The 23561-nt window shown below is 66.0% G+C and carries 22 protein-coding genes; 12 read left to right on the top strand and 10 right to left on the bottom strand.

Features of this window, described 5'->3' with window-relative positions; all coding sequences use genetic code 11:
• The first annotated feature begins 21 nt into the window (after positions 1-21).
• The 5 genes from dnaE to ACYVG2_RS15470 all read left to right on the top strand — a co-directional run bounded on the left by dnaE (position 22) and on the right by ACYVG2_RS15470 (position 7687).
• Positions 22-3492, top strand: coding sequence for a DNA polymerase III subunit alpha (dnaE, locus tag ACYVG2_RS15490; protein WP_460781954.1), 3471 nt, complete (start codon positions 22-24; stop codon positions 3490-3492).
• A gap of 106 nt (positions 3493-3598) precedes the next feature.
• The gene (locus tag ACYVG2_RS15485) at positions 3599-4831 is read left to right on the top strand and encodes a hypothetical protein (protein ID WP_460781790.1); all 1233 of its coding nucleotides are present in this window, start codon (positions 3599-3601) and stop codon (positions 4829-4831) included.
• Between the two features lies 1 nt (position 4832).
• Entirely contained in the window at positions 4833-6161 is a 1329-nt protein-coding gene (hisD, locus tag ACYVG2_RS15480) for a histidinol dehydrogenase (RefSeq protein ID WP_460781789.1), read from the top strand.
• A 4-nt stretch (positions 6162-6165) separates the two neighbouring features.
• On the top strand, positions 6166-6642 hold the full coding sequence (gene nrdR / locus ACYVG2_RS15475) for a transcriptional regulator NrdR (protein WP_448965917.1): 477 nt from the start codon (positions 6166-6168) through the stop codon (positions 6640-6642).
• A 10-nt stretch (positions 6643-6652) separates the two neighbouring features.
• A complete protein-coding gene (locus ACYVG2_RS15470; RefSeq protein ID WP_460781788.1) occupies positions 6653-7687 on the top strand; it encodes a quinone-dependent dihydroorotate dehydrogenase in 1035 nt (344 codons plus the stop codon).
• Here ACYVG2_RS15470 and ACYVG2_RS15465 read toward each other — a convergent pair.
• Complete coding sequence (locus tag ACYVG2_RS15465; RefSeq protein WP_448965915.1) at positions 7662-8276, bottom strand: DUF3043 domain-containing protein; 615 nt, start codon at positions 8274-8276, stop codon at positions 7662-7664. The genes ACYVG2_RS15470 and ACYVG2_RS15465 overlap by 26 nt on opposite strands.
• Between ACYVG2_RS15465 and ACYVG2_RS15460 the strand changes: the two genes are divergently transcribed.
• The 5 genes from ACYVG2_RS15460 to ACYVG2_RS15440 all read left to right on the top strand — a co-directional run bounded on the left by ACYVG2_RS15460 (position 8275) and on the right by ACYVG2_RS15440 (position 13340).
• Positions 8275-9684: a M20/M25/M40 family metallo-hydrolase gene (locus ACYVG2_RS15460; RefSeq protein WP_460781787.1), complete on the top strand. Its 1410-nt coding sequence runs from the start codon at positions 8275-8277 to the stop codon at positions 9682-9684. The genes ACYVG2_RS15465 and ACYVG2_RS15460 overlap by 2 nt on opposite strands.
• A 96-nt stretch (positions 9685-9780) precedes the next feature.
• Entirely contained in the window at positions 9781-10143 is a 363-nt protein-coding gene (erpA, locus tag ACYVG2_RS15455) for an iron-sulfur cluster insertion protein ErpA (RefSeq protein WP_448965913.1), read from the top strand.
• A 96-nt stretch (positions 10144-10239) separates the two neighbouring features.
• On the top strand, positions 10240-11151 hold the full coding sequence (gene ctaC / locus ACYVG2_RS15450) for an aa3-type cytochrome oxidase subunit II (RefSeq protein ID WP_460781786.1): 912 nt from the start codon (positions 10240-10242) through the stop codon (positions 11149-11151).
• A 5-nt stretch (positions 11152-11156) separates the two neighbouring features.
• The gene (ctaD, locus tag ACYVG2_RS15445; protein WP_460781784.1) at positions 11157-12902 is read left to right on the top strand and encodes an aa3-type cytochrome oxidase subunit I; all 1746 of its coding nucleotides are present in this window, start codon (positions 11157-11159) and stop codon (positions 12900-12902) included.
• A 3-nt stretch (positions 12903-12905) separates the two neighbouring features.
• The gene (locus ACYVG2_RS15440) at positions 12906-13340 is read left to right on the top strand and encodes a cytochrome c oxidase subunit 4 (protein WP_448965910.1); all 435 of its coding nucleotides are present in this window, start codon (positions 12906-12908) and stop codon (positions 13338-13340) included.
• Between the two features lie 75 nt (positions 13341-13415).
• Here the strand turns inward: ACYVG2_RS15440 and ACYVG2_RS15435 are convergent, their stop codons facing one another.
• The 6 genes from ACYVG2_RS15435 to ctaE all read right to left on the bottom strand — a co-directional run bounded on the left by ACYVG2_RS15435 (position 13416) and on the right by ctaE (position 18893).
• Entirely contained in the window at positions 13416-13835 is a 420-nt protein-coding gene (locus tag ACYVG2_RS15435; protein ID WP_460781783.1) for a rhodanese-like domain-containing protein, read from the bottom strand.
• A gap of 100 nt (positions 13836-13935) precedes the next feature.
• Positions 13936-14343: a RidA family protein gene (locus ACYVG2_RS15430; protein WP_460781782.1), complete on the bottom strand. Its 408-nt coding sequence runs from the start codon at positions 14341-14343 to the stop codon at positions 13936-13938.
• Positions 14344-14416: 73 nt separating this feature from the next.
• Positions 14417-16267, bottom strand: a complete 1851-nt coding sequence (gene qcrB, locus ACYVG2_RS15425; RefSeq protein ID WP_460781781.1) for a cytochrome bc1 complex cytochrome b subunit — start codon at positions 16265-16267, stop codon at positions 14417-14419.
• On the bottom strand, positions 16264-17340 hold the full coding sequence (gene qcrA / locus ACYVG2_RS15420; protein WP_448965906.1) for a cytochrome bc1 complex Rieske iron-sulfur subunit: 1077 nt from the start codon (positions 17338-17340) through the stop codon (positions 16264-16266). The genes qcrB and qcrA overlap by 4 nt, the downstream gene beginning before the upstream one ends.
• Positions 17341-17376: 36 nt before the next feature.
• Positions 17377-18180: a cytochrome bc1 complex diheme cytochrome c subunit gene (gene qcrC / locus ACYVG2_RS15415; protein WP_448965905.1), complete on the bottom strand. Its 804-nt coding sequence runs from the start codon at positions 18178-18180 to the stop codon at positions 17377-17379.
• A 20-nt stretch (positions 18181-18200) separates the two neighbouring features.
• Positions 18201-18893: an aa3-type cytochrome oxidase subunit III gene (gene ctaE / locus ACYVG2_RS15410; protein ID WP_448965904.1), complete on the bottom strand. Its 693-nt coding sequence runs from the start codon at positions 18891-18893 to the stop codon at positions 18201-18203.
• A gap of 142 nt (positions 18894-19035) precedes the next feature.
• On the opposite strand from ctaE, the gene trpD reads away from it, so the two are divergent.
• Both trpD and ACYVG2_RS15400 read left to right on the top strand, forming a co-directional pair.
• Complete coding sequence (gene trpD / locus ACYVG2_RS15405) at positions 19036-20100, top strand: anthranilate phosphoribosyltransferase (RefSeq protein WP_448965903.1); 1065 nt, start codon at positions 19036-19038, stop codon at positions 20098-20100.
• A 6-nt stretch (positions 20101-20106) separates the two neighbouring features.
• Positions 20107-21093, top strand: a complete 987-nt coding sequence (locus ACYVG2_RS15400) for a PHP domain-containing protein (RefSeq protein WP_460781780.1) — start codon at positions 20107-20109, stop codon at positions 21091-21093.
• Positions 21094-21114: 21 nt separating this feature from the next.
• Here ACYVG2_RS15400 and ACYVG2_RS15395 read toward each other — a convergent pair whose 3' ends face one another.
• Genes ACYVG2_RS15395 through ACYVG2_RS15385 form a run of 3 tightly spaced genes read right to left on the bottom strand, consistent with a single transcriptional unit; the run spans position 21115 to position 23460 of the window.
• Complete coding sequence (locus ACYVG2_RS15395; protein ID WP_460781779.1) at positions 21115-22035, bottom strand: 5'-3' exonuclease; 921 nt, start codon at positions 22033-22035, stop codon at positions 21115-21117.
• A 37-nt stretch (positions 22036-22072) separates the two neighbouring features.
• Positions 22073-22897 carry a hypothetical protein gene (locus ACYVG2_RS15390; RefSeq protein ID WP_460781778.1) on the bottom strand — a complete coding sequence of 275 codons (825 nt, stop codon included), beginning with the start codon at positions 22895-22897 and terminating at the stop codon, positions 22073-22075.
• Between the two features lie 17 nt (positions 22898-22914).
• A complete protein-coding gene (locus ACYVG2_RS15385) occupies positions 22915-23460 on the bottom strand; it encodes a hypothetical protein (RefSeq protein WP_460781777.1) in 546 nt (181 codons plus the stop codon).
• Between the last annotated feature and the right edge of the window lie 101 nt (positions 23461-23561).

Below are 23561 nucleotides of genomic sequence, written 5' to 3'. Positions count from 1 at the left end.
CACGTGCACAGCGAGTACTCGATGCTGGATGGTGCTGCCAAGATCAACTCGATGACGCAGGCGGCTGCCGATTACGGCATGCCGGCCATCGCGGTCACCGATCACGGCAACACCTTCGCGGCCTTCGAGTTCTACAACGCGGCGAACAATGCGGGCGTCAAACCGATCATCGGCCTCGAGGCCTACGTCACCCCCGGAACCCACCGCAGCGACAAGTCGCGCGTGGCGTGGGGTTCCCCTGATCAGAAGCGCGACGACGTCTCCGGTTCCGGTGCCTACACCCACATGACCATGTGGAGCCAGAGCACCGAGGGCATGCACAACCTCTTCCGGCTGAGCTCGCTCTCGAGTCTCGAGGGCCAGTACTTCAAGCCCCGCATGGATCGCGAGCTGCTGCAGACATACGGCAAGGGGCTCATCGCCACGACCGGATGCCCGTCGGGCGAGATCCAGACGAGGCTGCGTCTCGGTCAGTACGACGCTGCGCGAGCGGCTGCGGCCGAGTTCCAGGACATCTTCGGCAAGGAGAACTACTTCGCCGAGATCATGGATCACGGGCTCTCGATCGAGCGCCGGATCATGACCGATCTGCTGCGCCTTGCGAAGGATCTCGGCATCCCGCTGGTCGGTACGAACGACTCGCACTACACGCATCAGCACGAGGCCGACGCGCACGCGGCACTGCTGTGCGTGCAGTCCGGATCGACGATGGACGACCCGAACCGCTTCAAGTTCGACGGCGACGGCTACTACATCAAGACCGCGCAGGAGATGCGCCAGCTCTTCCGCGACAACCCGGAGGCGTGCGACAACACGCTGCTCATCGCCGAGCGCTGCCAGGTCGACTTCAACACCTCCGCGAACTACATGCCGCGTTTCCCCGTGCCGGATGGCGAGACGGAGGACAGCTGGCTCATCAAGGAGGTCGAGGCAGGGCTGCACTACCGCTACCCGTCCGGCATCCCCGACAATGTGCGCAAGCGCGCCGAGTACGAAACCGGCATCATCCTGCAGATGGGGTTCCCCGGCTACTTCCTCGTCGTCGCCGACTTCATCAACTGGGCCAAGGACAACGGCATCCGCGTCGGTCCCGGCCGTGGTTCCGGTGCGGGATCGATGGTCGCGTACGCGATGAAGATCACCGACCTCGACCCGATCGAGCACGGCCTCATCTTCGAGCGGTTCCTCAACCCCGACCGCGTCTCGATGCCCGACTTCGACGTCGACTTCGATGATCGTCGCCGCGGCGAGGTGATCGACTACGTCACCGAGAAGTACGGCTCGGAGCGCGTCGCGCAGATCGTCACGTACGGCACGATCAAGTCCAAGCAGGCCCTGAAGGATGCCGGACGCGTTCTGGGCTTCCCGTTCAGCATGGGGGAGCGCCTGACCAAGGCGATGCCGCCGCCCGTGATGGGCAAGGACATGCCGCTGGACGGCATGTTCGACTCGAAGCATCCCCGGTTCAAGGAGGCCAGCGAGTTCCGCACGCTGATCGAGACCGACCCGGAGGCGAAGACCGTCTTCGACCGCGCCGTCGGACTCGAAGGACTGAAGCGGCAGTGGGGTGTGCACGCCGCGGGCGTGATCATGTCGAGCGAGCCCCTGCTCGACATCATCCCCATCATGCGCCGCGAGCAGGACGGCCAGATCGTCACCCAGTTCGACTATCCGTCATGCGAGAGCCTCGGGCTCATCAAGATGGACTTCCTCGGGCTGCGCAACCTCACGATCATCTCGGATGCTCTCGACAACATCCGCACCAACAGGGGCGAGGAACTCGATCTCGAGCACCTCGCACTCGACGACCAGGGCGCATACGATCTGCTCGCCCGCGGCGATTCGCTCGGGGTCTTCCAGCTCGACGGCGGACCAATGCGCTCCCTCATGCGCCTCATGAAGCCCGACAACTTCGGCGACATCTCGGCACTCATCGCGCTGTACCGCCCGGGACCCATGGGTGCGAACTCGCACACGAACTACGCGCTGCGAAAGAACGGGCTGCAGCCGATCACTCCGATCCATCCCGAGTTCACCGAGTCGCTCAAGGACATCCTCGACGAGTCGTACGGCCTCATCATCTACCAGGAGCAGGTGATGGCGATCGCGCAGAAGGTCGCCGGGTTCTCCCTCGGGCAGGCAGACATCCTCCGCCGCGCGATGGGAAAGAAGAAGAAGTCGGAGCTGGACAAGCAGTTCGAGGGCTTCCAGGCGGGGATGCACGCCAATGGGTACTCCGACGGCGCGGTCAACGCGATCTGGGAGATCCTGCTGCCGTTCTCCGACTACGCGTTCAACAAAGCGCACTCCGCCGCGTACGGCGTCGTCTCGTACTGGACCGCCTACCTCAAGGCGCACTATCCCGCCGAGTACATGGCGGCGCTGCTCACGAGCGTCGGCGACTCCAAGGACAAGATGGCGATCTACCTCAACGAGTGCCGCCGCATGGGCATCCAGGTGCTGCCGCCTGACGTGCGCGAGTCGATCAACTTCTTCGCGGCAGTCGGCGACGACATCCGTTTCGGTCTCGGCGCAGTGCGCAACGTCGGCAGCAACGTCGTCGACGGGATCGTCAAGGCACGTGAGAAGAGCAACTTCGATTCCTTCCACGACTTCCTCAAGAAGGTGCCGCTGCACGTCTCGAACAAGCGCACTGTCGAGTCGCTGATCAAGGCCGGCGCATTCGACTCGATGGGCGACACGCGCCGTGCACTCATGGAGATCCATGAGGATGCCACCGAGGCCGCCGTCGATCAGAAGCGCAACGAGGCCCAGGGCGCGATCGGGTTCGACTTCGACAGTCTGTACGACGCGGTCGAAGAGGCCGTTCCCGCCAAGGTCCCTGCGCGCCCCGAGTGGGTGAAGAAGGACAAGCTCGCCTTCGAACGCGAGATGCTCGGCCTGTACGTCTCCGACCACCCTCTTGCCGGGCTCGAGGTGCCGCTGGCGAAGCACGCATCCATCTCGATCCACAACCTGCTCGCCTCTGAAGACCTGCAGGACGGCGATCAGGTCACCGTGGCCGGTCTCGTGACCAGCGTGCAGCACCGTGTGGCGAAGGCCAGCGGAAACCCCTACGGCATGATCACGATCGAGGACTTCAACGGCGAGGTCACCGTGATGTTCATGGGCAAGACCTACACCGAGTTCCAGCACACGCTGCAGCAGGACGCGATCCTCGCGGTGCGCGGCCGGGTCTCACGTCGTGACGACGGCCTCAACCTGCATGCGCAGTCGGCCTTCTCTCCCGATGTCGGTTCGTTCGATGCGACCGGTCCGCTCGCGCTGGTGCTCGCCGAGCAGCGCGCCACCGAGCGGGTGATGCACGACCTCGCCGAGGTGCTGCGCCGACACAACGGCGAGACCGAAGTGGTGCTGCGGGTGCACCGCGGCAGCACGGCGAAGGTGTTCGAGGTGCCGATGCCGGTGAAGGTCTCCGCCGATCTGTTCGGTGACCTGAAGTCGCTTCTCGGGCCCGCCTGCCTGGGGTGAATGGGTATTCCTGCACCATGCGCCTCCCGGATGCAGCGGGTAGTATCGGGACGCGTTGGGCGCACAAGCTCAGTCAGAGTGCGCCACGTTGAAAGGACCACGCTTCATGAGCACGGAATCCCCCCTGTCCGGCGAACGAGAGCCGTCCGACCCGGTCGAGTCCGCACCCTTCGCGGACGACGACGGAGTGCTCTACGACGAAGAGGTCACTCCTCAGCACGGGTTCTTCGGCTTCACGCTGCGTGAGGTGCTCATCGTCGGCGTGTGGTTCATCGCCTTCGTCACCTCCTTCTTCCCGATCCACGCCTACGACGGCTCCGGATCGCTGTGGGGGCAGGGAATCCAGTGGGTCCTCGCTCTCGGATTGCCGACAGCCGCCGTGTTCCTCATCGTGCTGCGTCGCTTCTCCCCGGAGGGCATCCGCAGGGTGGGGTCGCTCGGAATCGACCAGTTCGCGTCCGTCGCGTTCTCGGTGAGCGCCCTCTATTGGGCGACCGGCAACTGGGACCTCATGATGGTCTCCGCAGCAACGGGCGAGTTCGCGTTGACATGGCTCACGATCCTCCAGCTCGTCGCGGCACTCGCGCTCGTCGCGCTTACGGTCTTCGCACCTCTGATCCCGAGGCTGCGCGAGGACTTCCATGGACGTCTGGTCACGCTCGCCCATCGCAACGCCAACCCGGTCAGGCCTGTGATCCCGCGTCCGCGTCCTGAGAAGCCCGTCCCGGCCGCACCGGCGCCGTCGGTCATCGATGAAGAACCCACCGATGAGCACCCGAGCGACGAGATCGCGCAGCTCGGACTCGGCGAGCGAGTGTCGTCGACTGCGCACGCATCGAGCGGCGACCTTCGCGGCACGTCGGGATTCGCATCCGACATCGGTCTCGGAACGACGGTGGGCGCAGACGACAGCGATTACGTCCCCGCATACGCTCGCACTTCTCGTGCGCAGTCCGAAGACGATCAGGACGGCGAGACGGACGCCGCCGACGAGCTCACGGACGGCACCGCGTATGCGGAGGTTGCCGCGCCCGCTGCCGAGAACAGCACCGAGGTGATCGAGGATCTCGACACCACGTCGCCGCGCGCAGTGACTCAGCCGGATGCGGCGTCCACGGTTGCGGCGTCCGATGCCGCGACTGTCGTGTCATCGCAGCCGTTCTGGGCCCTCGCGCCCACGGAGCGCGATGTGTACGACGAGCGCGGTGAGCCGCTGTTCCGCATCGGGCCGACCGCGTGGGCGCTGGTGGTCGAAGATCGAGGCGGCGCATACGTGATCCGACACGACGACGGACGTATCGGCTACCTGCACGACATCGCAGACATCACGAAGGGCTGAAGTGCGAACGATCGATCTACGAGGGCAGAAGCTCTCGCCGGCTGACATGCTCGCCGCCGTGCCCCGCGCCACGCAGGCCAGAGCCGAGGCGCTGGAGACCGCGGCGCGGATCGTCGATGACGTCCGTGCCGGGGGAGAGGATGCGCTGCGCGCTCAAGCGGAGAAGTTCGACGGAGTCACCGGCCACGATCTCCTTGTGCCCGTGTCTCACATCGATGATGCCCTCGCGGCCCTCGCACCCGAAGTCAGATCTGCTCTCGACGAAGCGATCGTACGGGTGCGCCGGGCTTCGACCGCACAGGTGCCGGATCCTCGTGTGACAGAGATCGGCCCCGGTGCACGCATCACGCAGCGTTGGCAGCCGGTTCAGCGCGTGGGTGTCTACATCCCTGGTGGCAAGGCTGTCTACCCATCCAGCGTGATCATGAACGTCGTGCCGGCGCAGATCGCCGGCGTCGAGAAGATCGCGCTCGCCTCTCCGCCGCAACATGACCAGGGCGGTCGGGTCCATCCTGTGATTCTCGCAGCAGCAGGTCTCCTCGGCATCACCGAGGTGTACGCCATGGGAGGGGCCGGCGCCATCGGCGCATTCGCCTGGGGCGTTCCCGGAATCGGCCTCGACCCTGTGGACGTCGTATCCGGTCCAGGCAACAACTACGTCGCGTCGGCCAAGCGCGTGGTCGCGGGAGTCGTCGGCACGGATTCCGAAGCCGGGGCGACCGAGATCCTCATCGTCGCGGATGCGGCGGCGGATGCGCGCCTGATCGCTGCAGACCTCGTCAGCCAGGCGGAGCACGATGAGCAGGCGTCTGCCGTGCTCGTCACCGATGACGCTGGCCTCGCCGAGCGCGTCGCCCTCGAGATCGAACAGGCTGCGGCCGTCACCATGCACAGCGAACGCGTCGCGGTCTCGCTCGCCGGGCCGCAGTCGGCGATCGTCCTGGTCGATGACCGCGAGATGGCGACCGCCTTCAGCAACGCGTACGCCCCGGAGCACCTCGAGCTCCACCTGGCGGACGCCGAAGCAGCGGCATCCGTCTTCACCAGCGCCGGTGCCGTGTTCGTCGGCGACCAGACCCCGGTGAGCCTCGGCGACTACATGGCCGGCAGCAATCACGTCCTGCCGACCGGTGGCCAGGCCCGCTACGCGCCGGGCCTGGGGGCGTACACGTTCCTGCGCCCGCAGCAGGTGATCTCCTACGATCATGCAGCCCTCGCGGCCGTGCGCGAAGGGGTCGTCGCCCTCGCGAACGCCGAAGCGCTTCCCGCTCACGGCGAAGCGATCGAGGCCCGCTTCCAGGGAGCAGCCGGGGTAGCGACTACGCTGTAACACCATGCACTGCCCCTTCTGCCGTCATCCGGACTCCCGCGTGATCGACTCCCGCACGAGCGACGACGGACTCTCGATCCGCCGACGCCGTCAGTGCCCCGAGTGCGGGGGAAGATTCACCACCACCGAGACCGCGAGTCTCAACGTGATCAAGCGCTCAGGCGTGATGGAGCCCTTCAGTCGGGAGAAGGTCATCTCGGGCGTCCGCAAGGCGTGCCAGGGCAGGCCGGTGACCGAAGCCGACCTCGCGATCCTCGCTCAGCGGGTCGAGGAGGCGGTGCGCCAGACCGGTGTGTCGCAGCTCGACGCCAACGAGATCGGTCTCGCGATCCTCGGGCCGCTGCGCGACCTCGACGAAGTCGCGTATCTGCGCTTCGCGAGCGTCTACCAGGCCTTCGACTCGCTGGAGGACTTCGAGAGCGTCATCGGCGAGCTGCGCGCCGAGCATGCGGCGTCCCGACAGGATTCCGCCGACCGGTAATCTGGCAGGGATGTATCCGCTGCTCTTCCGCGCTGTCCTGACGCGCTTCGACCCCGAGTTCGCCCACCACGCCGCGATGGCGGTGATCCGAGTGCTCGGCGTCCCCCCGTTCTCGTGGGTCACGCGCACGATGACGTCGCCGTCGCCTGAGCTGCGGGTTCAGACGCTCGGGCTCACGTTCGAATCGCCCTTCGGCGTAGCCGCCGGGTTCGACAAGAACGCCGTGGGCGTGCGCGGACTCGCCGCCCTCGGGTTCGGGCATGTCGAGATCGGGACGATCACGGCTGTCGGACAGGACGGCAACCCGAAGCCGCGCCTGTTCCGTCTCGTGCCGGATCGAGCGGTGATCAACAGGATGGGCTTCAACAACGCCGGAGCCGACGCTGCGGCGCGCCGCCTCGAGAGGCTGCGCCGGCGTCGCCCGAAGACGGTCATCGGCGTGAACATCGGCAAGAGCCGCATCGTCGAGGTGGAGCACGCGACGGCCGACTACGTCGCCAGCACGACGAAGCTCGCACCCCTCGCCGACTACCTGGCCGTGAACGTGTCATCGCCCAACACCCCGGGCCTCCGCGGCCTGCAGGCGGTCGAGACGCTCGCACCACTGCTGCGTGCGGTCAAAGCCGCCGCCGGACCCACACCTCTGCTGGTGAAGATCGCTCCTGACCTGCCGGACGAGGAGATCGCCGCGATCGCGCGGCTCGCCGTGGCTGAAGGACTCGACGGCATCATCGCGCACAACACCACGATCAGTCGCGAGGGGCTGAGCACGGATGCCGCAGTCGTCGAAGCGGCCGGCGCGGGCGGACTCTCCGGAGCACCGCTGCGTGAGCGGTCGATGGAGGTGCTGCGAGTCGTGCGCGACGCCGTGCCGAGCGATTTCTGCGTCATCTCGGTGGGAGGCGTCGAGACATCATCCGACGTGCAGGAGCGCCTGGATGCCGGTGCCACCCTGGTGCAGGGCTACACGGCGTTCCTCTACCGCGGACCGCTGTGGGCCCGTCAGATCAATCGAGGGCTCAGCCGGGGTACTGCCCGCGCTTGACCTGCGGCTTGGGCAGGCGCATGAAGCGCATCTGCAGTGCGCGCATCGCGGCGTACCAGCCGAGACCCTTCTCCATGCGGTCCTTGCCGAACTTGGCGGCGACCTTGCGCTTGACGCGGATGCCGAGCAGCACCATGTCGATCACCGCGATGACGATGAACGCCCACAGGCCGATGAATGCGAAGAACGAGAATGTCGGGTCGGGCACGAGCGACACGAGGATCACAACGACCATGAGCGCCATGACCCACTCCGACAGGTGCCAGCCGGCGTCGACGTAGTCGCGCACCCAACGGCGCTGCGGACCCTTGTCGCGCGGCGGAAGGTACTTGTCCTCGCCTGCGGCCATGCCGGCCTGCGCGCGCTCGCGCTGTTCGCGCATCTGCTGCTTCGCAGCGGCGCGGGCCTCCTTCGTGTCGGCGACCAGCGGACGACGACGTGCGGCCTCCTGCTCGGCGCGGCTGGGCGTCGGGCGTCCCTTGCCGACGGTCGGCGTCTGGGCGGCCGCGTCGTCGTTCGTGGGTGGGGTGGAAGTGGCCACGAGGCTCCTCGGATAGAAATCGGTGTTCAGCCTTAAGATTACTCGCATGACTTCACAGACGCCGAACGTCGACCCAACGATCGAATCAGCAGTCACGGAGGCGGTGGCCATCGGCATCCCCTCGGCGCTGTCCGACCTGGGAGATCTCGTGCGGATCCCCGGCATCGCCTGGCCGTCGTTCGATCAGACCCAGCTCGAGCGCAGCGCGGAGCGCGTCGCGGCGCTCGCGACCGGCACCGGCGTCTTCGACGACGTCAAGGTGCTGCGTGCCGCGATACCCGGCACTGACGAGCACGGCCAGCCCGCAGTGCTGGCGACGAGGGCTGCGCGCAACGGAAAGCCGACGATCCTCCTCTACGCGCACCACGACGTGCAGCCTCCCGGGGCCGACGAGCTCTGGGAGACGCCGCCGTTCGAGCCGACAGTGCGCGACGGGCGCCTGTACGGGCGCGGAGCCGCCGACGACAAGGCCGGCATCATGGCGCACATCGCGTCGTTGCGAGCGGTCTCCGAGGTTCTCGGCGACGACCTCGAGCTCGGCGTCTCGTTGTTCATCGAGGGCGAGGAGGAGTACGGCTCGCGGTCGTTCGCGCAGTTCCTCAGCGACAACGCCGATGCCCTGCGCGCTGACGCCATCGTCGTCGCCGACTCGGGCAACTGGGATTCGGTCACTCCGGGACTCACCGTGTCCCTGCGGGGGAACGCGCGCTTCACGATGAAGGTGCGCACCCTCGACCACGCGTCGCACTCCGGGATGTTCGGGGGAGCGGTGCCCGACGCCATGATGGCCACGGTGCGCCTGCTCGCCACCCTCTGGGACGACGACGGCGCGGTGGCCGTCGACGGTCTCACGGAGACCGACACGCCGACGCCCGACTACACCGAGGAGACGCTGCGTGATGAGGCCGGGCTCCTTTCCGGCACGTCACCGATCGGACGGGGAACCATCCTGAGCCGGATCTGGAACAAGCCGGCCGTCACGGTCATCGGCATCGACGCGACCAGCGTGGCGTCGGCATCCAACACCCTGCTGCCCGAGGTGACCGTGGTGATCAGCGCACGGGTGGCCCCCGGGCAGTCCGGCGAGGAAGCGTATGCCGCGCTGGAGTCGCATCTGCGCGCCCACGCGCCGTTCGGTGCGGAGCTGACCTTCTCCGACGTCGACCTCGGCAACGGCTTCCTCGTGGACACCAGCGGGTGGGCGGTCGGCCTCGCACGCCAGGCCATGGCGGACGGCTACGGCGCCGATCCCGTCGACCTCGGAGTGGGAGGATCCATCCCGTTCATCGCCGATCTCGTGCGGGAGTTCCCCGAGGCGCAGATCCTCGTCACCGGGGTGGAGGATCCGCACGCGCGGGCGCACAGTCCGAACGAATCCCTGCACCTCGACACCTTCCGGCACGCGATCGCGACCGAAGCACTGCTGCTCACGCGCATGAACGAGATCAGGCAGTGATCGGCTCTCGCATCGAGATCAGCGCCCCTGCGGGCGCCCGAAGGTAGAATCAGAACACACCGCCGCCTGCACGCGCGGCCTGTCACAAGGAGCGACATGAGCGACACCACGCTGACCACAGAGACTTCGACCGCACACGGCGTCACCCTCACCGACGCCGCGGCGACCAAGGTGAAGAACCTCCTCGAGCAGGAGGGCCGCGACGACCTGCGCCTGCGCGTGGCCGTCCAGCCCGGCGGATGCTCGGGTCTGATCTACCAGCTGTACTTCGACGAGCGCTATCTCGAGGGCGACGAGACCGTCGACTTCGGCGGCGTGGAGGTCATCGTCGACAACATGAGCGTGCCGTACCTCGACGGCGCGGCGATCGATTTCAAGGACACGATCTCGGAGCAGGGCTTCACCATCGACAACCCGAATGCAGCGGGAAGTTGCGCATGTGGAGACAGCTTCCACTGAGTGACAGCCGTGCCCGACCTGCGTGGTTGGCATGAATCAGGTGTGAGGTTGCCCTAGACTTGACTACGCCTTGTCCGTCATCTTGAAAGGTGCATCGTGCCCTCGAAACGCCGCCTTCGTTGGGTCGCCATTCCTGTGGGAATCGCGACAGCCGTGGCCCTGGCGGGATGTTCTCCCACCGAGCTTCACGGATTCCTCCCGGGCTTCGTAGAAGACGGCACCGCCGCGACGAACCAGACCGACCGCGTAGCCGGCCTCTGGGTCAACTCCTGGATCGTCCTCCTCGCGGTCGGCATGATCACGTGGGCTCTGATGGGCTGGGCTGCTGTCGCATACCGCCGTCGCAAGGGCCAGGCCGGCCTGCCGGTGCAGATGCGCTACAACATGCCGATCGAGATCTTCTACACGGTGATCCCGCTGATCCTCGTGATGGGGATGTTCTTCTTCACGGCGCGCGACCAGGCCGAGATCGAGACGCAGTGGGACGACGCAGACGTCGAGATCACCGCGATCGGCAAGCAGTGGGCGTTCGACTTCATGTACGCCGGCGAGGACGACGATCTGTCCGACGCGGTGTGGACGATGGGTGTGCAGGCTCAGCCCGACGCCGAGGGCAACATCGACACCGAGAAGCTGCCGACGCTGGTCCTCCCGGTCGACCAGAAGGTGCACATCAGCCTTCAGTCCCGTGACGTCATCCACTCCTTCTGGATCATCGACTTCCTCTACAAGAAGGACATGTACATCGGGAAGGACAACTCCTGGTCCTTCATCCCGACCCGCGTGGGCGAGTACGCCGGTAAGTGCGCCGAGCTCTGCGGCGAGTACCACTCGATGATGCTCTTCAACGTGAAGGTCGTGGAGCAGGACGAGTACGACGCCTACGTCGAGTCCCTCCGCGAAGAGGGCAACACCGGCGACATCACGGACGCGTACGACCGTCTGAACAACCTCCCCGGCACGACAGGCACGACGTCCGAGACGGACTCCGAGGAAGAGGGAGAGTAAACCTCATGTCGACCAACTCCGCAGCAGGCGACGTCCACGGATCCCGCCCCACAGCCATCCCGGCCCGTCAGGCCGCGTTGATGAGCTCCTCGCGCGTCGAGCAGAAGGGCAACATCGTCGTCAAGTGGATCACCTCCACTGACCACAAGACCATCGGGTACATGTACCTGATCGCCTCGGTGCTCTTCTTCCTCCTCGGCGGTGTGATGGCGCTCGTCATCCGCGCCGAGCTGTTCGCTCCCGGGATGCAGATCGTCCCCACCAAGGAGCAGTACAACCAGCTGTTCACCATGCACGGCACGATCATGCTTCTCATGTTCGCGACGCCGCTGTTCGCCGGATTCGCCAACGCGATCCTCCCGCTGCAGCTCGGTGCGCCGGATGTGGCGTTCCCGCGTCTGAACGCGTTCGCCTTCTGGCTGTTCACGTTCGGTTCCATCATCGCGATCGCCGGCTTCCTCACCCCGCAGGGCGCTGCGTCGTTCGGCTGGTTCGCATATCAGCCGCTCGCGAGCGCCACCTTCACGCCCGGCGCCGGTGGAAACCTCTGGATGGTCGGACTCGGCATGTCCGGTTTCGGAACCATCCTCGGTGCCGTGAACTTCATCACCACGGTCGTCACGATGCGCGCCCCCGGCATGACGATGTGGCGTATGCCGATCTTCAGCTGGAACACGCTGATCACGAGCCTGCTGATCCTCATGGCCTTCCCGGTGCTCGCGGCCGCGATCTTCGCCGCCGCAGCCGACCGCATCCTGGGTGCGCACATCTACGACCCGGCCAACGGCGGTGTGCTGCTGTGGCAGCACCTGTTCTGGTTCTTCGGCCACCCCGAGGTGTACATCATCGCGCTGCCGTTCTTCGGCATCGTCTCGGAGATCTTCCCGGTGTTCAGCCGCAAGCCGATCTTCGGATACAAGACCCTCGTCTACGCGACGATCGCGATCGCGGCTCTGTCCGTCGCCGTGTGGGCGCACCACATGTACGTCACCGGTTCGGTGCTACTGCCGTTCTTCGCGCTCATGACGATGCTCATCGCGGTGCCGACGGGCGTGAAGATCTTCAACTGGATCGGAACGCTCTGGCGAGGATCGGTGACCTTCGAGACGCCGATGGTCTTCGCACTCGGCTTCCTCGTGTCGTTCGTCTTCGGCGGTCTGACCGGTGTCATCCTCGCGGCGCCGCCGCTGGACTTCCACCTCAGCGACTCGTACTTCGTGGTCGCGCACTTCCACTACGTCGTGTTCGGCACCGTCGTGTTCGCGATGTTCGCCGGCTTCTACTTCTGGTGGCCCAAGTGGACCGGCCGCATGCTGAACGAGCGTCTCGGCTATGTGCACTTCTGGATGCTGTTCGTCGGTTTCCACATGACCTTCCTCATCCAGCACTGGCTGGGCGTGGACGGCATGGTGCGCCGCTACGCGGACTACTCGGCAGCTGACGGCTGGACCTGGGGCAACCAGGTCTCGACGATCGGCGCGATCATCCTCGGAGCCTCCATGCTGCCGTTCTTCCTGAACGTGTGGATCACGGCGCGCAAGGCGCCCAAGGTCATGGTCAACGACCCGTGGGGTTACGGAGCGTCGCTCGAGTGGGCGACCAGCTGCCCGCCGCCGCGTCACAACTTCACGTCGATCCCGCGCATCCGCAGCGAGCGTCCCGCGTTCGATCTGAATCACCCCGAGGCTGCGGAGCATCCTGTCGCCGCCCCGGAGCCGGCCCTTGCCGGTGCGAGCGGAGAGGCCAAGTAAGCCATGCGATCAAATGTCGTCCTCTGGTGGGTTCTCACCGTCTTCTTCCTCATCGTCGCGGTGGTGTACACGGGGTGGAACATCCTGGCTCACCCCGACCTCGAGCTCGTCAACCGAATCGAGTGGGTGGGCTCGGTAGCACTGCTGTTCACCGCCTTCATGGGTGCGATGGTGGCGGTCTACCTTCAGCGCACGCACAAGGCTCAGGGCGGCGAGCTGCCTGAGGACATCCTGACCGCCGACATCGATGATGGAGATCCTGAGCTCGGTGAGTTCAGCCCGTGGTCCTGGTGGCCCATCGTTCTCGCGGCCTCCGCCGCGGTGTTCCTGATCGGCATGGCCGTCGGACACTTCCTCCTGCCGATCGGCGTCGCCATCTTCGTCGTCGCGATCGTCGGCTGGGTCTACGAGTACTACCGCGGGAACTTCGCTCGCTGAGCAGTCCCTACGAACGTTGAGAAGGCCCCCGGACTCCGGTCCGGGGGCCTTCTGCCTTTCCGGTAGGGAAGTGGTTCACGCGTGCGTGCGGATGCGGGCGACTCCGGTGAGCGGGTCGACGGGCCGTCGATGGATGCCGTCGGCATCGGCGACCGGATACCCTTCGCGCACCCAGTACTCGAATCCACCGATCAGTTCTCGTACGGTGAAGCCGAGCTTCGCGAACTCCAGGGCACCCTTGGCTCCTGCGTTGCAGCCAGGGCTCCAGCAGTACACGATCACTTCGCTGCCGGACGCGATCTCCGCCGGCGCCCGCGTCGCGATCTCGCTGTAGTGCATGTGCACGGCCTCAGGGATGCGTCCCTGCGCCCACGCCTCGTCGGAGCGGACGTCGATGACCACGACATCGTCAGAGTCCTTCAGACGGGCGTACAGGTCGCTCGCGTCGGTCTCGTACGCGAGCTTGGCGGCGAAGTAGTCAGCACGATCGATCATGGTTTCAGCCTATTGCGATGCTGCGACCCGCCACCGCACCGGCCCGGACGCCGTACGTAGGATTTCCGCCATACTTCAGCGGTACCGTTCGGACGCGTCCTCAGGCGTCTGCGACCGCCGCGATCGCTTCGATCTCGACGAGCTGGTGATCGTATCCGAGCACCGTGACGCCGAGGAGCGTGCTGGGCACGTCGTGATCGCCGAAAGCAGCGTGGACCACGTCCCATGCATCGACCAGATCCTGCTGTGCGGACGAGGCCACCAGCACGCGCGTGCTGATGACGTCGGTCAGCGACGCGCCTGCCGCACGGAGCGCCTCGGTCAAGGTCTCGACGCAACGAGACGCCTGACCGGCATAGTCGCCCGGGAACGCCGTCGATCCGTCGTCGTTGAGCGGGCATGCACCGGCGAGGAAGATCAGCCGTGACTGCGATGGAGCTGTCGCCGCGTACGAATAGGGGGCATCGGCGAGCGTGGAAGAGCGGATGAGACGAACGACGGAGGACATCCTTCGAGCGTAACGAAGAAGGGCCCCGACCGTGCTCCGAAGAGCGACGGCCGGGGCCCAGGGGGCGGCGTCGTTACTCGCCGTCCTCCGACTTCTTCTCGGGTGTTCCGACCTCGCCGTGCGCCGAGCCCTTCTTGGGCTTCTTCACCGGGTCGGTGGCGATCACCGAGCTGGGGGTGTTGGCGGTCTCGTCGATGTGCGTCTCGGCCGGAGCGGTCAGGGGAGCGTCAGGGGCACCTGCGCGCTCGTGGGCTCCCTGGATCTCTTCGGCCTCTGCCTCGTCCATGTGGGCCGTGACGTGGCTCTGGTGCGCGTCAGCCGCGGCGACCTCGGCCTGCGTGAGCGGGGCGAGACGGTCCTCGAAGAACCAGCGCGAGATGGACGAGCGCAGGTTCTCCGTCCACGGGATGCGTCCCTTGTCGTTCGGGCGCACGACGAGCGGCTCGTAGCCGTCGACATCGATGAGCTTCCAGCGATCGTAGGTGTCGACCGGCTGGTGCACCTCGATGTACTCGCCTCCGGGAAGACGGACGATGCGACCGGACTCGTAACCGTGCAGCACGATCTCGCGGTCCTTCTTCTGCAGCGCGATGCAGATGCGCTTGGTGATGAAGTAACCGAGGATCGGGCCGAGGAACAGCAGCGCCTGCAGCGCGTGGATCACGCCTTCCATCGTGAGCATGAAGTGCGTCGCGATGAGGTCGGAGGATGCTGCAGCCCACAGGACCGCGTAGAAGATGACGCCGGCGGCGCCGATCGCGGTGCGCGTGGCGGCGTTGCGGGGGCGCTGTGCGAGGTGGTGCTCCCGCTTGTCTCCGGTGATCCACGCCTCGAGGAACGGGTAGATCGCGACGGCGACGATGAACAGTCCGAGCACCAGCACCGGAACGATGATTCCGAACGACCAGGTGTGACCGAGGAGGACGAGGTCCCAGTTCGACGGCGCGAGGCGCAGGGCCCCGTCCGCGAATCCGATGTACCAGTCCGGCTGGGTACCCGCCGAGACGGGGGAGGGGTCGTATGGTCCGTAGGCCCAGATCGGGTTGATCTGGACGAATGTCGCTATCAGCACGATCGAGCCGAAGACGATGAACAGGTAGCCGCCCATCTTCGACATGTACACCGGCATCATCGGGTAGCCGACGACGTTGTCGTTCGTGCGGCCGGGGCCGGCGAACTGGGTGTGCTTGTTGATGACCATCAGCATCAGGTGCACGACGATCAGGGCGATGACCAGCATCGGCAGCAGCAGGATGTGCAACGAGTACAGACGACCCACGATGTCGGTGCCGGGGAATTCGCCGCCGAAGATCAGGAACGACGTCCAGGTGCCGATGAGGGGGAGGCCCTTGACCATGCCGTCGATGATGCGCAGGCCGTTGCCCGAGAGCAGGTCGTCAGGCAGCGAGTAGCCGGTGAAGCCCTCGGCGAGAGCCAGGATGAACAGCACGAAGCCGATCACCCAGTTCAACTCACGCGGCTTGCGGAACGCGCCGGTGAAGAACACGCGCAGCATGTGGATGCCGATGCCGGCGACGAACACGAGAGCCGCCCAGTGGTGGATCTGGCGAACCAGCAGGCCACCGCGCAGATCGAAGGAGATGTGCAGCGTCGATTCGAGCGCTGCCGACATCTCGATGCCGCGCATGGGGGCGTACGCACCCGTGTAGTGGGTCTCGACCATCGACGCCTGGAAGAAGAACGTCAGGAATGAGCCCGAGATGAAGACGACGACGAAGCTCCACAGCGCGATCTCGCCGAGCATGAACGACCAGTGGTCGGGGAAGATCTTGCGACCCAGCTCCTTGACGAAGCCCGAGAGGCTGGTTCGCTCGTCGATGTAGTTCGCCGCTCCACCGACGAAGCGGCCGCCGAGAGGCGCCTTGTTGTCCTTGTCCTCTTTGGACAGCGTTGCGGTGCTCAATGGCGCTCCCAGAAGCTCGGGCCGACAGGCTCGGTGAAGTCGCTGCGTGCGACGAGGTAGCCCTCATCGTCGACCGTGATCGGCAGCTGCGGCAGTGGACGGGCAGCCGGTCCGAAGATGACCTTCGCGTGATCGGTGACGTCGAACTGCGACTGGTGACACGGGCACAGCAGGTGGTGCGTCTGCTGCTCGTACAGCGCGACAGGGCAGCCCACGTGCGTGCAGACCTTGGAGTACGCGACGATGCCGTCGTACGACCAGTCCTTGCGGTCCTCGGCCTCGACGAGCTGCTCAGGACGAAGGCGCATCATCAGCACGATCGCCTTGGCCTTCTCCTCGAGATAGCCGTCGTGGTGGCTGAGCTCGGCGAGATCCTCGGGGATCACGTGGAAGGCCGAGCCGAGGGTGACGTCAGCAGCACGGATGGGTGTGCCGTCGGGGTCGCGGACCAGACGCTGTCCCTCCGCCCACATCGTGTGCTTGAGCAGCACGACCGGGTCGCCGGCCGTGGGGTCGTCCGGGGTGCTGTGCGGTGCGAGACCGCGGAAGAGAGCGACACCGGGGATGATCGACGCGACCACGGCTGCGAACAGCGAGTTGCGGATCATGGTGCGGCGTCCGAAGCCGGACTCCTCGTTGGCGTCGGCGAACGCCTGGACGGCCGCCTCACGCGTCGAGTCCTTGCCCCGGGTGGGGTGGCGGTGCTCGACGAACTCCTTGTCGGACATCAGCGCCTTGGACCAGTGGATGGCCCCGATGCCGAGGGAGAGCAGCGCCAGTGCGATGCCGAGTCCGATGAAGAGGTTGTTGTAACGGATCGAGACCATCGAGCCGTCTTCGATCGGGAACAGCATGTACGCGGCGACGGCCCAGATGCTGCCGGCGAGCGACAGGTAGAACAGTGTGTAGACCGTGCGGACCGCGCGCTTCTCAGCCTTGGGGTCCTTGTCGGTCATCCGCTCACGGTGTGGCGGCAGCCCCGGGTTCTGCACGGGATCGCTGACTGCGACACCCAGCCCCGGTGAGGGCTGGTAGGCCCGGTCAAGGGCCTTCGAGTCGTCGTCGTGTGCCATGGTGCTCCTCGTACGTTCCTCTTCGATGAATAAGCGTCAGTTGGACTTCGCCGTGATCCACACGGTGATGGCGACGAGGCCACCGATACCGAAGATCCAGACGAACAGGCCCTCCGAGACGGGGCCAAGGTTGCCGAGCGTGAATCCGCCGACCGAAACCGACTCCTGCTGGAAGAGCAGCGCGGAGATGATGTCGCGCTTGTCCTCGTCGGACAGGTTCATGTCTCCGAACACCGGCATGTTCTGCGGGCCGGTGACCATCGCCGCGTAGATGTGCAGCGCGCTGGTCGAGGTCAGGGCCGGGGCGTACTTGCCCTCGGTGAGCGCACCGCCGGCTGCCGACACGTTGTGGCACATGGCGCAGTTGACGCGGAACAGCTCGGCTCCGTGTGCGACATCGCCTTCGCCGTCGAGGATCTCATCGTCGGGGAACGTCGGGCCGGGCGCCTCCGACTGCACGTAGGCGGCCATCGCGTCGATCTGCGGCTGCGTGAACTGCGGGCTCTTCTGGGGAGCCTGCGGTCCCTGCATCTGCAGCGGCATGCGGCCGGTCGCCAGCTGGAACTCGACGGACAGTTCACCGACGCCGTACAGGCTCGGACCGTTGTCGGTTCCCTGCAGGTCGAGACCGTGGCAGGTGGCGCAGTTCGCCTGGAACAGCTTCTCGCCGTCCTCGATGCTGAGCTCGGTGCTCGCGCTCGTCTGAGTGTCGGTGGCGGCGATGGCCGCTGACGCTCCGGCGTAGATGCCTCCCGTGATGAGGAGGCCGGCACCGATCAGTGCCGCAGCCGCCAGGGGGCTACGGCGTCCGTTCGAGCGACGCTTCTTCTCTCGTGCCATTTCGCAGGTCAGCTCCGCTCTTATTTCAGGAAGTAGATGACGAAGAACAGCACGATCCAGACGACGTCGACGAAGTGCCAGTAGTAGGACACAACGATCGAGGAGGTCGCCTCCTTGTGCGTGAAGTTCTTCACTGCGAACGCGCGGCCCATGATGAGCAGGAACGCGATGAGTCCGCCGGTGACGTGGAGGGCGTGGAAGCCCGTGGTCAGGTAGAAGGCCGAGGCGTAGGAGTCCGCCTGGATCGGCATGCCCTCAGCGACGAGCTGCGCGTACTCCCAGACCTGACCGGAGACGAAGATCGCACCGAGTGCGAACGTGAGCCAGAACCACTCGATCATTCCCCAGCCGAAGAGGCGTCGACGGCCTGCGCCGTTCACCTGGCCCTTCGCGATGCGGTACGGCTGAAGGTCTTCCGCCGCGAACACGCCCATCTGGCAGGTCACGGAGGAGAGCACGAGGATCGCGGTGTTGACACCCGCGAATGTCACGTTGAGCAGCTCCGTGCGGTCTGCCCAGAGCTCGGGAGACGTGCTGCGGAGGGTGAAGTAGATCGCGAACAGTCCCGCGAAGAACATCACCTCGCTGCCGAGCCACACGATGGTGCCGACAGCTACCGAATTCGGGCGCTTGATCGTTCTTGCCGCCGGGGCATAGGTCGCTGAGGTGGTCACCCCTCCATTATGGCCGATCTGCGAGCGTGATTCTTGCATCGGCAGGGCCCGATTCCCCGAACCGATGCTTAGGGGACCCTAAGAAGTCCCTGCGAATCCTCGGTGAATTCAAGGGAAATCAAGGATGCACGTCAGCGAGGCTCTGCGCAAGGAATTTATTCGCGCCGATAGGATCGCAGACATGCTTGATTCCCCGACCTGGCCGGATGTGCTCACCACGCTCCTGGAGGGGCGCGATCTCAGCGTGTGGGAGTCCACGTGGGCCATGCGCCAGGTCATGCAGGGGAACGTCTCGGATGCCAAGCTCGCCGGCTTCCTGGTCGCTCTGCGGGCCAAGGGCGAGACGATCGATGAGATCGTCGGATTCCGCGACGCCATCCTCGAGGCCGCTGTTCCGTTGCCGGTCTCCTCCAACGTGCTCGACATCGTCGGAACCGGCGGCGATCGCGTGGGTACCGTCAACGTCTCGACGACCGCGGCGATCATCATCGGCGCGACCGGCATCCCCGTGGTCAAGCACGGCAACAGGGCTGCCAGCTCGGCGTCCGGGTCATCCGACGTTCTGGGTGCCCTGGGCCTTCAGCTCTCGCTCTCTCCCGAAGAGGTCGCGGCCGTGCTCGACCGCACCGGCATCACGTTCGCATGGGCCGCTGCCTTCCACCCCGGGTTCAAGCACGCCGGCAACGCCAGAGGAGAGCTCGGCGTGCCCACCGTGTTCAACATGCTGGGCCCGCTCTGCAACCCCGCCCGCGCGGAGGCGAACGCTGTCGGCGTCGCTCAGCTCGAGCGGGTCCCTCTGATCACGGGTGTGTTCCGCACCCGCGGGGCGACCGCGCTCGTCTTCCGCGGCGATGACGGTCTCGACGAGTTGACGACCACCGGCCACAGCCGCATCTGGGAAGTCAGCCTCGGCGACATCCACGAGCACGACCTCGATCCTCGTGATCTCGGCATCCCGACCGCAGAGCTCGCGGACCTCATCGGAGGATCGCCCGAGCACAACGCCGGCGTGCTCCGCGACACTCTCGAGGGCACGAAGGGCCCGGTGCGCGACATCGTGCTGCTGAACGCCGCGGCGGGGATCGTCGCATTCGAACTGTCCCAGGATTCGACGCAAGTGCAGCGTCCGATCCTCGATCGCCTTCGTGACGGGTACGCGCGTGCGGAGGCGGCGATCGATGACGGCAGCGCCGCTGCCAAGCTGACGGCGTGGGTGGATGCGACGCGAGAGCTCGCCTCTGCGTGAACGATCATGGATCCCGTAGACGCGCTGCTTGAGATCGCGACCCTGCTCGAGCGGGAGCGCGCCTCGCGATACCGGGCGAAGGCCTTCCGCCAGGCTGCGGCGACCCTGCAGGGGTTGTCCGACGACGTGCGCAACGATCCCACACGACTCCGTGCGGCCAAGGGCATCGGCGAGTCGACCTTCGCCGTGATCCGTCAGGCGCAGGCCGGTGAGACTCCGGACTACCTGGTGGAACTGCGCGGCGAGGTCGAACCGGAACGCGCCTCCGTGCTCCGTGGGAAGCTGCGCGGCGACCTGCACGCTCACACGGACTGGTCGGACGGGACGACCTCGATCGCCACGATGGCGGCGGCCGCACGAGCTCTCGGGCATGAGTATCTTGCGATCACCGATCACTCGCCGCGGCTCAGAGTCGCCCGTGGGCTGTCCGCCGAACGGTTGCGTGAGCAGATGCCGCTCGTGCGCGGCGAATCGGCAGACGGCTTCACGATGTTCGCCGGGATCGAGGTCGACATCCTCGAAGACGGCGCCCTCGATCAGGACCCCGAGCTGCTGAGTGCGCTCGACATCGTGGTCGCCTCCGTGCATTCCAAGTTGCGCATGGAACCGAGGCCGATGACCGCGCGCATGATCGCCGCGGTGCGCAGCCCGTACGTGAACGTGCTCGGCCACTGCACCGGGAGGCTGGTGCAAGGCGATCGCGGCACACGGCCGCCCTCGCAGTTCGACGCCCGCGCGGTGTTCGACGCATGTGCCGAGAACGGAGTCGCCGTCGAGATCAATGCGCGACCCGAGCGGCAGGATCCGCCCGATGAGCTGATCGCGATCGCGCTGGATGCCGGGTGCCTGTTCTCGCTCGATTCCGACGCACACGCGCCGGGGCAGCTGTCGCTGCTCGACTACGGCGCCGAGCGTGCCGAGAAGGCCGGTGTGCCGGCCGAGCGGATCGTGACGACGTGGGGCGTGGACCGGCTGAGAGCCTGGGCCGAGTAGCTTGCTGACTCGGCCGCCGCGTCAACGGCCGAGGGCCGCGATGGCGCGGTCCATCGACGAGCCGAGATTCCACTTCTGCGCGAGCGCGATGGCGGCGTCCGCCTCTGAGGGGTCGAGTGCGCGCACCGGATCGATGGGGGGTGCGATGTCGAGCCCGCGTGCGACCTCGACCACCGTCGGCGCGACATCGAGGTAGAGGGAGGCGGCGAGGATCTTCGCGCGCAGCCCGGCGCTCATGCCCTCGCCTGCTTCCGCCGCCGCGCGGATGCCGGCGAGATCGCCGTGCGTCTGCAGAAGCGTGGCCGCGGTCTTCTCGCCGACGCCTGGAACCCCGGGCAGACCGTCGGAGGCGTCGCCCCGCATGGTGGCGAAGTCGGCGTACTGCGAGGGGAGCACGCCGTACTTCGCGACGACGCTCGTCTCGGTGAGGACGTCGAGGTTGCTCATGCCTCGCGCGGTGTAGACGATGCGGATGCCGCGATCATCGTCGATCAGCTGGAACAGGTCGCGGTCGCCGGTGACGATGTCGACCGGCATGGTCGCGAGCGTGGCGAGGGTGCCGATGACGTCGTCGGCCTCGTGCGCCGTGACCCCGATGATCGGGATGCCGAGGGCGGTCAGCTCTTCGCGGATCAGCGGGATCTGAGTTTCAAGAGGGTCGGGCACCTCTTCGACGTCCGGACCGGCTGGAACGATCTCGACGACTCGATGCGCCTTGTAGCTGGGGATGAGGTCGACGCGCCACTGCGGACGCCAGTCATCGTCCCAGCACGCGACGATGTGCGTCGGCTCGTACAGGGTGACGAGCTTGGCGATCATGTCGAGCAGTCCGCGCGCGGCGTTGATGGGGGAGCCGTCGGGGGCCTTCACCTTGTCCGGAACGCCGTAGAAGGCACGGAAGTAGAGGGAAGCGGTGTCCAGCAGCATCAGCCTGTCGCTCATGGGATCAGCATGTCACAGCGCCTCGACGGATCCGGCGTCAGCAGCCGGGGGAGTCGGGAGCCTGCTCGCAGGTGTGCGCCACCAGAGCCGTGTGCGCCTCGAAGATGCGGACCTCCTGCGCAGCTCCCGACGAGGTGACTTCGCCCGAGATCGGGAACCAGCCGATGCCGAAGTCGACCTCCGCCGCGTAGCGCACATCGACCGCCGCGGAATAGGTGCCGCGCTCGGTGTAGGTGTGGCTCGTGGGGGTGGGTGTGAACTGGGCTTGTCCGAGATCGGCCCACGATCGACCTCCCTCGGTGGTCGTGGTGGTCGTGCCGTCGCCGAATGTGAAGTCGTAGCCGACGGGGGTGAACCTCACCGCGATGGGGAACCCGAACAGCGAGTCGTTCACGGTGTGGACGGATGCTGCCGCCACGAAGTTCGTCGGCAGACCGACGACCCCGACATTGTCGGGCTCTGCGGAGATCGCAGAGCCCGCGGGAGCGAAGCGGGCGACATCGGCGATCGTGACGGCGGGGATCGCGGGGGCCGCGGCTTCCTCTGCCGGAGTCTCTTCCGCTTCTTCCTCCTGCGCACGGAAGCACTGGATGTAAGAGTCCCAGTCGTTCAGACACTGCGCGAAATTGAACTCCGGAGGAGGCGCCCACCCCGGCGGCGGCGTCCAATCCGAGTCCGTGCCGGGATCGGAGTCGCCTATGGGAGAGTTCCCAGGAGTCTCGGGTCGGGTGTGGCTGTCATCGATGATGATCTCGCTGCCGGTGTTGGTACATCCAGTCGTCGCCTGTTCGATCGCGGTACAGCCGCCTGCAGACGCACGGACATCCGTGCTGGCGAGAGCGGGCGCTGATACGGCCATCATGACCGAAGCCGCGAGCGCTACGAAGACGCGCACCCGGGGTCCTCGGTGGGAGTTGCGCTTTCGATGCGCAACGCAGAGTCGGCAACAACGAGGGTCAGAAGTAACACGTATCGGTCGGGCCGATCTTTGGGGACAAGGTTGGTTCCGTCTTCGTCGGTGAACGTTGTAGCGCTGACGTCGTTGCAGGTGATTGCTTCGACGTGGTCGCCGCCGTCGTACGCGGTGCCTTCAAAGGTGACGATCTTAATGGCGCCATCGCGGAGATGTCCCTCCGCGTGCAGTTGAGAGAGCGATGCTTTCTCGCTGCTCAGGTAGTCGCCGGTCGAGTACTGGAATACGGTTTCGAATGTCGACGGATCACGCAGATCCACTTGATTGAATGCATCCATGTACTCCCGATAGACCTCTTCCGCCGCGGCGAATGCTTCCTCCTCCGATGCGAATGCCGCGCTCGGAGTCGGCGTCGGCTCCGGGGTCGGCGTGCAGGCGCTCAGGGCGGTTGCTGCGAGTGCGAGCAGTGCCAGCATCCGGATCCGGCTCGTCTTCGATCGGGGGAGGGTCACCCGTTCACGCTAACGCGAAGCGCCCGCATCCGCCGGAGTTATCCACAGCAGCGTTCAGGACGAATCTCTGATAATCTGAAGTGTCACTCGTGGCGTGCACT

It is taken from the genome of Microbacterium shaanxiense, assembly GCF_054779995.1.
The sequence above is the reverse complement of the archived record's forward strand: the minus strand, read 5'-3'. Positions and strand labels throughout refer to the sequence as shown.

Bases quoted from the DNA above. Each gene is read 5' to 3' on its own strand.
- dnaE (WP_460781954.1), top strand. From the start codon at position 22: ATGCTGGATGGTGCTGCCAAGATCAACTCGATGACGCAGGCGGCTGCC.
- ACYVG2_RS15485 (WP_460781790.1), top strand. From the start codon at position 3,599: ATGAGCACGGAATCCCCCCTGTCCGGCGAACGAGAGCCGTCCGACCCG.
- nrdR (WP_448965917.1), top strand. From the start codon at position 6,166: ATGCACTGCCCCTTCTGCCGTCATCCGGACTCCCGCGTGATCGACTCC.
- ACYVG2_RS15470 (WP_460781788.1), top strand. From the start codon at position 6,653: ATGTATCCGCTGCTCTTCCGCGCTGTCCTGACGCGCTTCGACCCCGAG.
- ACYVG2_RS15460 (WP_460781787.1), top strand. From the start codon at position 8,275: ATGACTTCACAGACGCCGAACGTCGACCCAACGATCGAATCAGCAGTC.
- ACYVG2_RS15465 (WP_448965915.1), bottom strand. From the start codon at position 8,276: ATGCGAGTAATCTTAAGGCTGAACACCGATTTCTATCCGAGGAGCCTC.
- erpA (WP_448965913.1), top strand. From the start codon at position 9,781: ATGAGCGACACCACGCTGACCACAGAGACTTCGACCGCACACGGCGTC.
- ctaD (WP_460781784.1), top strand. From the start codon at position 11,157: ATGTCGACCAACTCCGCAGCAGGCGACGTCCACGGATCCCGCCCCACA.
- ACYVG2_RS15440 (WP_448965910.1), top strand. From the start codon at position 12,906: ATGCGATCAAATGTCGTCCTCTGGTGGGTTCTCACCGTCTTCTTCCTC.
- ACYVG2_RS15435 (WP_460781783.1), bottom strand. From the start codon at position 13,835: ATGATCGATCGTGCTGACTACTTCGCCGCCAAGCTCGCGTACGAGACC.
- ACYVG2_RS15430 (WP_460781782.1), bottom strand. From the start codon at position 14,343: ATGTCCTCCGTCGTTCGTCTCATCCGCTCTTCCACGCTCGCCGATGCC.
- qcrA (WP_448965906.1), bottom strand. From the start codon at position 17,340: ATGGCACACGACGACGACTCGAAGGCCCTTGACCGGGCCTACCAGCCC.
- qcrC (WP_448965905.1), bottom strand. From the start codon at position 18,180: ATGGCACGAGAGAAGAAGCGTCGCTCGAACGGACGCCGTAGCCCCCTG.
- ctaE (WP_448965904.1), bottom strand. From the start codon at position 18,893: ATGCAAGAATCACGCTCGCAGATCGGCCATAATGGAGGGGTGACCACC.
- trpD (WP_448965903.1), top strand. From the start codon at position 19,036: ATGCTTGATTCCCCGACCTGGCCGGATGTGCTCACCACGCTCCTGGAG.
- ACYVG2_RS15400 (WP_460781780.1), top strand. From the start codon at position 20,107: ATGGATCCCGTAGACGCGCTGCTTGAGATCGCGACCCTGCTCGAGCGG.
- ACYVG2_RS15395 (WP_460781779.1), bottom strand. From the start codon at position 22,035: ATGAGCGACAGGCTGATGCTGCTGGACACCGCTTCCCTCTACTTCCGT.
- ACYVG2_RS15390 (WP_460781778.1), bottom strand. From the start codon at position 22,897: ATGATGGCCGTATCAGCGCCCGCTCTCGCCAGCACGGATGTCCGTGCG.